Here is a 12,227-nt window from a genome sequence, read left to right as displayed (position 1 = left end):
ATGGCCATCTTCATCTTCCCCGCGGGGCTGCTCGTCTGCCTGCTCCTTGTCGCGCCGATGCTGATGATGGCCCGCATCTCGCTGAACCACTATGACGCGGCCGCGCTGATGGTCGAGGCCCTGACGGCCCAGAACTATCTGCGCGCCGTCGCGGACCCCTATTATCAGCGCGTCCTGCTGACCACGTTGGGCGTCGCCGTCTTCTGCACGGCGGTCACCGTCGTCCTTGCGTTCCCGGCGGCCTACTGGCTGTCGCGGATGGAGAGCAAGCTCAAGAGCATGGTGACCATCCTCACCATGTTCCCGCTGCTGGTCGGCAATGTGGTCCGCTCGGCGGGCTGGATCGCGCTGCTGGGAAACGACGGCCTCATCAATGCGATGCTTCAGGGGAGCGGGCTCACCTCGGCGCCCCTGAAGCTCCTATACACCCCCGGCGCGGTGGTCATCGGCATCATCGGCATCGTCCTGCCTTACATGGTTCTGACCCTCTCGGCCGTGATCGAAGGCATTCCGCGCCAGACCGAGGAGGTGGCTGCCAATCTGGGGGCCCGCCCGCTCACCGTGTTTCGCCGCGTGGTCCTGCCATTGGCCATGCCTGGCGTCATTGCGGGCAGCGTGCTCGTGTTCATCCTGAGCATGAATGCCTATGCCACGCCGGTTCTGCTCGGAGGGCCGCAATTCCAGATGATGGCGCCCGCCGTCTACGACCAGTTCAACCGTGTCAGCAACTGGCCGTTCGGCGCTGCGCTGGCATTCATCCTGCTGGCGGTGACGCTCATGATGACGCTGATTGGAAGCGCGGCACTGGCCCGCAAATACAAGACGTCATAGGTCCCTTCGGAAGGGGCGCGAGCGGGGGGCGAGCGGTCGACGCCCCGCCCGCGGCACGTCAGACGCAGGGACGCTGCTCAATCGCCTGCGCGCGGGTGAACCCCCCCTGAACAGCGCGGCCCGCGCCGGGCCGGGTCAGGCACACGCCTGCCCCGACGGCCGCCCTCTCCCAGGATGGGCTCCCGGATGCCGCGAGCCCATCGGGCGGTAGACGGTCCTTAGGGGAGCGGGCGATTGCCCGCCCCCGGATCAGAACTTCAGCGAAAACTGCGCCGTGACGGCATTCTGGCTCGCCTGCGCGGCGATCTGGCCGGCATAATTCACCTGGAAGGTGGCCTGGTTCGACAGCGCATAGGCGAACCCGGCGCCCAGAATGGCCGAATCCTGCGCGATCGGCACGCCTTCCACCTGGAACGGGGTCGTGGTGCCGGCGAACGTCATGTTCGCGATGGACGACGTGTCGCCGAACGCATGCTGCCAGCCCACCGTCACCGAGGGCGTGAGGGTCCGCCCCATGACCGTCAGGCTGGTGGCCGCCCGCACGCCCAGCGTGGTGTAGAAGGTGCTCTGCCCCTGCACGTCCACATTGAGCGCGGCTGCCGTCGTATAGGCTTCCTGCGTGCTGGCGCCCGACAGGTTCACATAGGCAAGGCCCAGGAACGGCTCCAACGCATAGGCGCCCACCGCGAAGTCATAGGCGGCCTCGCCGAACACCTGCGTCGTGCCCTGGGTATAGCCGCCCGACGTGCTGCCCGAAAAGCCGGGGAACACAATGGAGCGGCTGAGCGAGACGTCGTGCCACGTATAGGATACGCCGCCGCGCAAGGCCCAGGGTCCGAGCTGGGTGCCGGCATAAAGGCCGAGGTCGAAATTGCCGATGGAGCCCGTGGAGTTGCGGGCATCCACATCGAATTGCGACAAGCTGTAGCCGGCCACCAAGCCCACCCGGCTGTTGCTGCTCGCCGCCACGTCGAGGCCCGCCAGGAAGCCGCCGATGGAGGAGGAGATGCTGGCCGCATTGCTATTGCCGGAGACATTGCCCCAGGCGCCATAGCCCTGCATCCACAAGGTGGGGGTGAGGCCCTCCCCGAGCGAGGCGGTGGCGGGTCCGGCGGCATTGGCCGCATAGCCCAGCGCCTGCGCGCCCAATGGGGTGAGCCCCTGCCGCAGACGGGCGTTCACCGCGTCCCGCAGGAAGATGGCTTCCTGCTGGATCACCGTGTTGACCGAAGCATAGGCCTCGCCGGAGAGCTGGTTCAGGGCGGGCGCCACCGCCCCCGCCGGCAAGGTGACGAGGCTCTCCCACACCGTGCTGCCGATCGGCAGGACCTCCGCCGCCGCGGCCACCGCCAGCTGGTTCGGCGTCTGGGCGAAGTCGGTGAAGTTGAGGCCGTTATAGGTCAGCGTCAGGTAGACGTTGCGTGCGTCATAGCCAAGGGTCGGGGTGAGGAAGGCATAGTCCGACGTCAAGGCGCCGAAGGTGCCCGTCACCTGGTCGGTGCTGGTCAGGATGGCGTAGGTGGTTTGCGCCCGGTAGATGCCGCCTGCCGCCCGCACGGCCACGCCGGCGTCGGACGAGATGGTGACCGGCCCGGTGGCCGTGATGAGGTCGTGGGCGCCCTGGGGGGTCACGTCCACCTGGTAGGTGGCGCCGGAATTGAAGGCGACCGGCCCCGCCACCGCCAGGGTGCCGGGCGAATAGCCGGGCGAGATGGTGGCCCCGGAATTGGCAACGATGCCGCCAATGGTGCCCGAGCCGCTCAGCGTGCCGCCCGAGTCCACCGTGAAGACCGACGAGGTGGTTACGCCGCTTTCGAGCGTCACCTTGGAATTTTCCACCGTCACCGCCCCCTGATAGGGCGAGGAGAATTGCACCGTGCCGCCACCCTGGAACAGGACCGCGCCGGCGCCGCTGATGGAGCCGTTGAAGGTGTAGGTGTCCGAGCGGTTGAAGATCAAGGTGGCGTTATTGACCACATCCCCCAGGATGGAGCCGGTGGTGCCGCCATTGCCGAGCTGGAGAACCCCTTCGGAGATGGTGGTCAGGCCCGTATAGCTATTGGTGCCGGTCAGCACGAGGGTGCCCGCGCCCGTCTTGGTGAGGGCATTGGTGCCGGAAATGACCCCGGACAGGGTCAGGGTCGTCTCACCCCCCACCTGCATTGTGCCGCCGCCGGTGCCGAGCGACACATTGCGCGCGGTGGCGATGTCGGCGGTGGTGGCAAGGGTGCCGCCCTGGAGCGTCAAGGCGCCGCTCACCGCGCCGAGCGCGGCATCGGCCGCAATGGAGATCGCGCCACCGGCCACAAGGGTGCCGCCGGAATAGGTGTTGGCTCCTGTCAGGGTCAAGGTGCCCGCGCCGATCTTCCCCACGATGCCGGTGCCGGAAATGATGCCGCCGAACGTGGTGTTGTCGGAACGATAGAAGGCCAGCACGCCATCATTGGCCACGTTGCCGGTGATCGACCCGGTGGTGCCGCCATTGCCCACGGCGAGCCCGCTGCCCGCGGCAATGCTGGTGCCCTGGGTGTAGGTGTTGGTGCCGGTGAGATAGGTGGCGCCCGCCTGCACGTCGAGCGCGCCATTGCCGGAAATGTCGGCGGACAACACATAATCGCTGGCGGTGTGATTGAGCACGATCCGGCCGCCCGCAGAACCGAACACGATGCGGGGCGTGGTGACCGCTCCGGCCGCGGCGGCCGTGGAGCCGCTCTCCGCGCCGATGACCAGGGTGCCTGAGCCCCTGGTGTCATAGCCGATGCGGATTTCGTTGTCGGCCTTGATGCTGGCGCCATTGGCGACGATGACGGTCGCGGTGCCATTATAGCCCACGTAGAAATTGCCGGGGGCTTCGTAATCCGGGTTCGCCTTGGCCCAGAGCTGGGTTCCCGCGCCGGTCACGGTGAGACGGCCCACGGACTTGGGGTCCATGCCGACGCCCACCGTGGCGGTGGTGACGACAGCTCCCTCGGAAATGGTCAGCTGGCCATTGCCGTTCATGGGGTCCACGTCGCGGACGCCATTCTGGCCGCCCACATAGATGCGCTCGGCGGAATCCACTACGGTGCCGGCGCCGGTGATGGTCATGGTGGTCAGGTTGCTTCCGCCCGCCCCCACATAAATGCCGCTGGCGAACAGATAGGCCTGATCCGACACCGTCACCGTTCCGCCGGTCGGACTGAGCCAGGCGGCCGATGCGGTGTTGTTGGGATCGCCGATCTCCACATGGGTGCCGGCGCCGGTGAAGGTGATCTGCGATCCCGCGCCCGTATAGATGCCGATATTGACGATGGAGGCGAAGGCGCCGCCGGAGATGGTGAGCGAGCCCGTGCCGCCCGCAGTGCGCGCGATGTCCACGCCGCCGGTGTTGTGCCAGGAGCTTCCCGCTCCGGTGACGGTGAGCGTGCCATCGCCGCCGCTGCCGCTCTGCCAGGTGGCGGTGGATAGGGCCAGGCGCCCCGTGGCGAGGGACGCGCCGTCGGACACCGTGATGGACCCGGTGCCACCATCATAGCCGATGCCGAGTTCCGAGGTGTTGGTCCAGTTCGTCCCGGTTCCGCTGAGCGTGACGGTGCCGGCGCCGCCGGCCGGCCCGCCCACGGTGGCATTGGCGCTGGTGAGACTGCCGCCGCCGGAAAGGGCGAGGGTGGCGGGCGAGGCACTGCCGACGGTGGCGGTGGCCACCGACAGGCTTCCCGTGAGCGCCAGCGTGCCTTCCTGCACATCCAGGGCGCCGGACAGGCTGCTGCCGCTGCCGGAGACCGTCCAGGTGCCGGAACCGGCCTTGGTGAGATTGGCAAAGCCCTGGTACTTGCCGCTGGCGCCCACCGTGCCCAGGTTGAGCGCGCCGCTTCCCGTGCCGATCAGTCCCAGCGTGTTGTTGCTGCTGGCATTGGTGACCTTGCCGACGATTGTCGCGGTATCGGAGATGAGCAGCGTGTTGGAGCCCGAGCCCATGCTGATGGCTGTGTCGCTCTCGGACGCCGCGGCAATGCTGCCGGTGTTGGTGATGGTGGTGTTGCCGTTGCCGGTCAGCACGGCCACCGTGCCGGTGGAGGTGAGGGAGCCGGAATTGGTCAGCGTATTTGTGGTGGCATTCAGCGAGACGGCGTAACCGCTGGCGGTGACCGTGCCGGTATTGGTCACGGTGGCATTGCCGTTCACGCTGGCGACGGTGGCACCGGTATGGTGGGTGGCCAGACCGCTCTCCACCACGATGCCGGACAAGCCGCTCAGCTGGCCATGATTGACCACCGTGACATTGCCCTGCGGCGTCTCCGCCCGGATGGCCGCGTCGCGGTTGGCAGTGACAATCCCTGTGGTCTCGTTGGTGATGGCAATGTCGCCGGTGGTATAGGCGGAGCCGAGCAGGCCGGCATAGCCCGCAGGGTCCCGGACGGCGGCACGCGCGGCATCATAGGTCGGGTCACCGGTCGCCGTGACGGTGCCGCTATTGGTGACGGTCGCCTTGCCGTTGTCGGTCGAGGCATAGACGGCATTGTCCGTGTTGGACGTCACGCTGCCGGTATTGTTGATGGTGGAATCGCCCGTCTTGGACCAGGTGACAAGGCCCTGGAACAGGGTGGAACGCACCGAGCCATTGTTGGTGATGGTGGAGAGGCCACGATAGTCGATGACGCGAATGGCGGCCATGGTGGCGTTCACGACGCCGGTGGCGGTGTTGGTGACGGAAACCGTCACCGGCGTCTCCGCGCCGATGCAGCCATCGTCCCCCACCGGGCCGCAATTGCCGTCCGCATAGAGGCCGCGTCCGCCATTGGAGGTCACGAGGCCGCTATTGGTGAGGGTCACGGCCCCCAGATTGGTGGTCCCGTCAATGGCCGCGGTCAGGGCGTTGGGGGCGTTCAGGGTGATGGTGCCGGCGTTGTCGATGGCGACGTTGCCGGCATTGTCGTTGCGCACCCACAAGGTGCCAAAGCCGCCGCTGGGGCCGGACGTGGCCACAACGTCGGGGCCGACGGTGACGGTGGCATTCACCACCACCTGGTTGCGCTGGGGCGGCGAGCTTGTATCGGTGCCGAACTGCATCACCAAGCCGCTGTAGCTTGGATTGTTGAGGGTGGTGGCCCCGAGGATTTTCACCGTCTGGTCGTAGGTCCCGGCGGTCTGCGGCGAGGCATAGACGACGGAGACGGTGGTCACGTCCTCCACCGTCAGCCCGCCCGTGCCGGGCGTCATGGTCACCGAGACGCTGGAGGCATCGCAGGTCTGCAGGGTGGTGGTGCCGCTCACCGTGCAGCCGAGCGGCGTCGCCCCGGCGGTGTCGGCGGCCAGCAGCGCGAAGGCCACGCCCGCCAGGGCGGAGGCCGGCGCCGTCAGGGCGGATGTCAGCAGCAGGCGGCGGCGTCGCGACGGAAGGCGGTGGAGCGAGGGATCACGGCGCCCGGAGGCGCCTTCGGCGCGCGCGGAACCTGCCGCGTTGCCGCTGGCATTCGTCATGATGGCCTCCCCCTGCACGCACGTCGGCGGCGTTTGTTCTTGTCGCTGTTCTTGTCGCGCGGTGGACGTGCCCACGCGTTAATCATCTGGCCATAATTATGGCACAGTCCAGCAACGTTGCATGGCGCCGGTCCGCCCTGCAACCGAGTTTCCCTTGGGTGCAGGCTGGGATTGTGGTTTGTGACAAAAATGCATCATTGAGGTGATGCAGCCCTGCGGCAGGGATTTCCGGCCGCGCGGGACCATCCGCACGCCCTCGGAGAGAAGGGAGCAAGGCGGGAGGGCCGCTTCAGACTGGTGATCCGGCTGTTATGCTGGGCGGGGCGGCCGATCGCTCGCGAACCCGGGCACTGCCCCGTCGTGCCGGACGGGGGCAGAGGGGCTGGCTCCCCTTGTAGTCCGAAGGCTCGGGCCTGGGGGGACCCGCGCATGCGGGGAACAGAACGCCTCAGGGAGCCAAAGGGCATCCGACCTCGGTTCATCCCCGCGCATGCGGGGAACAGGACGTGCATCTGATCGGCGCGAGTGACGACGCCGGTTCATCCCCGCGCATGCGGGGAACAGAACCACGCCGGCGGTGGCTGCCCGCTTCTTGACGGTTCATCCCCGCGCATGCGGGGAACAGGCGCCGTTGGTCACCACCTGCAGGTTCACACCCGGTTCATCCCCGCGCATGCGGGGAACAGCTGGAGAACGCCGAAAGCGCGTTCCTGAGCGACGGTTCATCCCCGCGCATGCGGGGAACAGGGTGCGGATTGTCGGGGTGCCACCCGGTGTCTCGGTTCATCCCCGCGTATGCGGGGAACAGACGGCGGCCGAGTGCGTCGCGCGCTTCCGGGCCGGTTCATCCCCGCGCATGCGGGGAACAGTCGGGCGCGCCGCTGCCCTGGGCAATCTCGTCCGGTTCATCCCCGCGCATGCGGGGAACAGCGGCGGAAGGGGTGATGGCACAAGCCTTCACTCGGTTCATCCCCGCGCATGCGGGGAACAGGTGAAGCCGGGGTTTCCATCAGGCTCAACATACGGTTCATCCCCGCGCATGCGGGGAACAGCGCAAAAGGGCCGTCCGCGCGATTTCCCGGCACGGTTCATCCCCGCGCATGCGGGGAACAGGTGTCAAACTCATGCCTAAGGTTGGCCATATACGGTTCATCCCCGCGCATGCGGGGAACAGGCCGAGGTCCGATGGCTCAAGAGCTCCCTCACCGGTTCATCCCCGCGCATGCGGGGAACAGTTGCTGCTCAACGTGGGTGTGGGTGGCATCACCGGTTCATCCCCGCGCATGCGGGGAACAGGGGGCCGCTGAGGGCATGGGGTTCATGCTGGCCGGTTCATCCCCGCGCATGCGGGGAACAGTCCAATTGGAGCGCCTTGAACGACAAGGATAATTTTAAGGCCGCTGACTCTACCGGTTTTCGGGCCGCCCTTACAGACCCGCCTGCGGGGAGACCCCCGCCTTGCCCGGGGGCAAAGCGGGGGAGGAAACGGGCGGGGCGCGCCGGCCGGCGGTCAGCGGGAGATGTCTTCCAGCGACCGGTTGGTGGTCTCGATGGCGAGCGCCGCCACCACCACCCCGGCCAGGACCGCCGCCGCCGCGAAGACGACGAACACCGTGCCGATGCCGTCTGCGACGAAGAAGCCCACGATCAGCGGTCCCACCATGGAGGCGAGTCGCAGCCAGGCGGTGCCCAGCGCGGTGCCGATGGCGCGGGCCCGGGTGGGGTAGATTTCCGGCGTGTAGAGATAGATGCCGAGCACCGACAGGCCGGCGAAATAATAGGCGATGCCGCTCAGCACCACGAACTGGGGCACAGAGGTGAGCCCGACGATCCAGATGCACAGCAGCGCCGCGGCCGCGCCGAAGAAGGCCACCATGAACAGCCGGCGCCGGCCGATGCGGTCGATGACGAAGCCCGCCGTCAGGCCCCCGGCCAGCTGCATCAGGCTGCCCACCGTGCCGAAGCGCAGCGCGGTTTCCAGCGGCAGGTTGAAGACCGAGCGGTAGAGCGTCGGCAGCCAGGTGCCCAGGCCATAGGTGATGAGGAAGGTGGAGAACCAGATCACCCACACCACCACCGTGCGCTTGATGTAATCGGGGCCGATCACATCCCGCCAGGACGACTTGCGCGGGTCCACCGCAACAAAAGCGGTGGGCGGCGCCAGCTTCTGGCCCGTGGAGGCCTCGATCTCCCGCTCGATGCGCGCCATGGCGGCCTGCGCGTCGGCGGCGCGGTTGCGGCTGGCCAGCCAGCGCGGCGATTCCGGCAGGAGGAAGCCAAGGCTCGCGCCGATCAGGATGGGCAGGACGCCGATGAAGAACATGGCCTGCCAGCCCAGGTGTGGCACCACCACCGAGCCGATGAGCCCGGAGGCGAACAGGCCGAAGGTGAAGACGCATTCGTACAGGATGAAGAAGCGGCCGCGCTTATGGGCCTTGGCGATCTCGCTGATATAGACCGCCGCAATGGGCACCTGCGCGCCGAGGCCGAGGCCCTGGATGGTGCGCAAGGCGAGCAGCGTTTGGTAGTCGCTGGCGAAGGCGCAGGCCAGGCTCATGGCCGACATGATGAAGATGGCGCCGATCATGGTCGGCAGGCGGCCCCAGCGCTCGGCGCACAGGCCGGCCACCAGCGCGCCGACCAGCTGGCCCAGATAGCCGGTGGAGATCAGGAGCCCCACCTGCGGCCCGCTCAGGTTCCACAGCGGCCGCAGCACGGGAAGGACCTGGGCGATGGTGAGCGCGTCAAAGGCATCGAAAAAGGTCGCGGTCCCGATCAGGATGCGCGCCTTCAGATGCCATCGCGAGAAGGGCAGGCGCTCGATGCGCGCGGCCACATCGCGGATGACATCCGCGTGCCCGCTCGGCGCTTGGCCCATGCGGATGTTCGTCATTCTTGACCTCCCGGTATGGCTTGATAGGCGTGCGCGATCAGCCGCGCCGGTGCGTCCGGGCGGGTCTGCACGGGGTGCCGGTCTTCACGCCAGCTTCAGAAGCCTGGTGGCGTTGCCGCCGAAAATGCGCGCCTTGTCCGGCGCGTTGAGCTCGAACCGTCTGAGCCACTCCACGCCCGGCGCGTTCTCCACGAAGGGCCAGTCGACGGAGAACAGGACACGCTCCACGCCCATCTCCTGGATGCAGCAGGCGAGGGCCGCATTGGAGAAGAAGCCGCTGGTGGTGACGTGGAAATGGTCGGTAAACAGCTTGCGGAACGTCTTGGTGGGCGTGTCGCGGCTCAGCGCCTCGTCGATGCGCCCCATGAGGAAGGGAATGGCCTCGCCCAGGTGTCCGAGGATGAACTGGAGGCGGGGAAAGGCCTCCAGCGCGCCGGACAGCACGAGCCGCATGGCATGGGTGCCGGTCTCGATGGTGAAGCCCCAGGCCGCGGTGACGAAGGTCGGGTGGCTCTGCGCATACCTGCCCATATAGGCCTCCCGGACCGCAGCCATGGGCAGGGCCGGGTGGAGATAAAGCGGCACGTCCAAGGCCTCCGCCCGTTCCAGGATCGGCCAGAAGCGGTCCTCGTCCAGGAACTGGCCGTCAGTGGGCCCATGGATCATGGCGCCCTTGAAGCCGAGGTCGCGCACCGCGCGCTCCAACTCGCGCGCCGCCGCCTCGGGCACCGCCGTGGGCAGTGCGGCGAATGCGGCGAAGCGGGTGGGATGGGCCGCCACCTGTTCGGCCAGACGGTCATTGACGCGCCGCGCCAGATCGGCCGCGATGGCTGCCGGGACCTTCTGCAATCCCGGCGGCGCGTGGGAGAGGACCTGCATGTCCACGCCCGCCGCGTCCATTTCCCGCAGGCGCTCGGCCCACAGGTCCCGCATGCGGGTGGCGAGGCGGCCGCCGGTGCCGCCGGTGATCGCCTCCACCTCGCCATCGAGATAATGTTCCTCGATGGCCACGATCGGACCTGGCGCAGTCATCGTCAGCCTCCTGTGCTGGAATGCGTGTCGGATGCGCCCCTGCCATGTCCCGCCCCCGCCATGTCCTGCGCCGGCCTTCCGCCGGCAGCCGGCGCCGGGAGAGGCCAGGGTCAGGCGCAGAGGGCGGCGAGTTCCGCGTGGGTGGTCAGCCGCGCCAGGCCCTCGTACTGCCGGGCGAGGCGAAGAGATTCGACCAGCTCGATGATCCCGTAGGGCCGCCCGAACACATGGGCGTGCACCGTGATGTCGAGGCAGCAGGGGCGCTTGTGGGCGTCCGGCCAGTGGGCGAGCAGCCGCTCGAGGATCTGGCTGAAGGCGCGCGGTTCGTTGCCATAGCGGATGTAGAGCGGCATGTCGTTCACCTCCATGGTGAACGGGACGCCGACGAGGCTGCCGCGCGGCGTTTCCAGGCGATAGGGCACGTCGGTGTCGAAGATGTCCGCGTGCCAGGCAAAGCCCTGTTCCGCCAGGAGGGCAGAGGTCACCGCGCTCGGCGTGCAGCGCGGGCTGATCCAGCCCGCCGGACGCCGTCCCGACGTCGCCTCGAGGACCGAAATGCAGCGCAGGAGGTCCGCCCGTTCCTCCGCCTCGCTCTGATAGGCTGGCACGATGTTTTGCGCCCAGGCATGGGCGGCGATGTCGTGGCCGGCGTCGACGATGGCCTTCATCAGGTCCGGGTAGCGCTCGGCCAGGATGCCGCTGACATAGAACACGGCCTTCACATTGGCGGCGGCCAGCGCATCCAGGATGCGCCAGGTGCCGACCTTTGGCGCATAGTCCGCCCAGGAGCGCCCCTGCAGGTCGAGCACGCCGGCTTTCAGCGGATTGCCCATGGGGCCGATGCCGGGGGCGGAATCATCGGTCCAGGCTTCCAGCATCACGCTCACCGAAAGGGCGAGGGGACGGTCGAGGGGCCAGGCGGCAGGGGTGGGGGCGAGGGCAGTCATTCGGCACGCCTTCTTTCAGAGGGGCAGGTCACGGTCAGCCGACACGGTTTTCGAGCGTTCCGATGCCTTCCACGTGGCAGGTGACCACATCGCCCCGCTGCAGGCGCTGGGGGGGCGTCATGGCATAGCCGACGCCGGAGGGCGTGCCGGTGGCGATGATGTCGCCGGCTTCCAGCGTCATGCCGCGCGACAGATCCTCGATGATGCGCGGCAGGTCGAAGATCATCTGGGCGGTGTTGGCGGACTGGCGGCGTTCGCCATTCACCTCCAGCCAGATGTCGAGCTTCTGGGGATCGGCGACGGCGTCGTCGGTGACGATCCAGGGGCCGATGGGGCAACTGCCATCCAGGCCCTTGCCCTTGAACCACTGGTCGTGGCGCCTCTGCAGGTCGCGGCCGGTGACGTCGTTCAGGACGGTGTAGCCGAACACGTAGCTGCGCCAGTCCGCGGCGGGAATGTCCCGGCCGGTCCGGCCGATAACGAGGGCGAGCTCGACCTCATAGTCCAGGAGCGCCGTGATACCCTCGTGAAGCGGGATGGTGTCGCCGGTGGCGATGACGCTGGTCGGCGGCTTGCTGAAGAATTGGGGAAACTCCGGCAGCTTCAGCTCCAGGCCGCGCGCCTTATAGCCCTCGGTGACGTGGTCGACATAATTGCGGCCCACGCAGAAGACGTTCTTGGCCGGGCGCGGGATCGGCGCCAGCAGCGTGACCTCTGCAAGCGGCACGAGGTCGCCGCCGGTGCGACCGGCTTCCGCGACTGCGCGCGCCTCTTCGAGGGCACCGGCGCGGATCAGAGCCAGCATGCTCTCGAACTGGGGCTGCCCGGTCGCCGTCAGGTCGACCACGGCGTCGTCGCGCACCACGCCCAGGCGCGGCGCGGGGGACGGCTTGCGAAGGAAGGTCACGAGTTTCATGCGTCAGTCTCCTTGGTCAGAAAAAATATCTAATTTCGGAGTCGGTCAACAAAAATATCGTTTTTTTAATGATGCAGCGCAGCAATGTCGACCAAACGGGCTTTACGTGGCCCGGTTCATCATCCAGATTTGGAGCGGTAAAATGGAG

The 12,227-nt window shown here is 67.6% G+C and carries 6 protein-coding genes and 1 CRISPR repeat array; of the genes, 1 reads left to right on the top strand and 5 read right to left on the bottom strand.

Annotation, left to right across the window (positions count from 1 at the left end):
* Positions 1 to 831 (top strand): ABC transporter permease, encoded by an 831-nt coding sequence (locus tag ACT54L_RS22365; RefSeq protein WP_476087868.1) that lies wholly within the window; start codon positions 1 to 3, stop codon positions 829 to 831.
* Between the two features lie 249 nt (positions 832 to 1,080).
* Here ACT54L_RS22365 and ACT54L_RS22360 read toward each other — a convergent pair whose 3' ends face one another.
* The 5 genes from ACT54L_RS22360 to ACT54L_RS22340 form a co-directional block, all read right to left on the bottom strand.
* A complete protein-coding gene (locus tag ACT54L_RS22360) occupies positions 1,081 to 6,291 on the bottom strand; it encodes an autotransporter domain-containing protein (protein WP_476087867.1) in 5,211 nt (1,736 codons plus the stop codon).
* Positions 6,292 to 6,765: 474 nt separating this feature from the next.
* A CRISPR array of direct repeats spans positions 6,766 to 7,648; the repeat unit is 29 nt; unit sequence CGGTTCATCCCCGCGCATGCGGGGAACAG.
* Between the two features lie 153 nt (positions 7,649 to 7,801).
* Positions 7,802 to 9,184, bottom strand: coding sequence for an MFS transporter (locus tag ACT54L_RS22355; RefSeq protein WP_476087866.1), 1,383 nt, complete (start codon positions 9,182 to 9,184; stop codon positions 7,802 to 7,804).
* A gap of 84 nt (positions 9,185 to 9,268) precedes the next feature.
* Positions 9,269 to 10,216, bottom strand: coding sequence for an amidohydrolase family protein (locus tag ACT54L_RS22350; protein WP_476087864.1), 948 nt, complete (start codon positions 10,214 to 10,216; stop codon positions 9,269 to 9,271).
* 110 nt (positions 10,217 to 10,326) lie between these two features.
* Positions 10,327 to 11,163: a polysaccharide deacetylase family protein gene (locus ACT54L_RS22345; protein WP_476087863.1), complete on the bottom strand. Its 837-nt coding sequence runs from the start codon at positions 11,161 to 11,163 to the stop codon at positions 10,327 to 10,329.
* 34 nt (positions 11,164 to 11,197) lie between these two features.
* Positions 11,198 to 12,079 (bottom strand): fumarylacetoacetate hydrolase family protein, encoded by an 882-nt coding sequence (locus tag ACT54L_RS22340; RefSeq protein WP_476087862.1) that lies wholly within the window; start codon positions 12,077 to 12,079, stop codon positions 11,198 to 11,200.
* Positions 12,080 to 12,227: the final 148 nt, after the last annotated feature.

The sequence above is a fragment of the Aquabacter sp. DMC10 genome (assembly GCF_056314145.1).
This window is presented reverse-complemented; position numbering and strand designations above follow the sequence as displayed.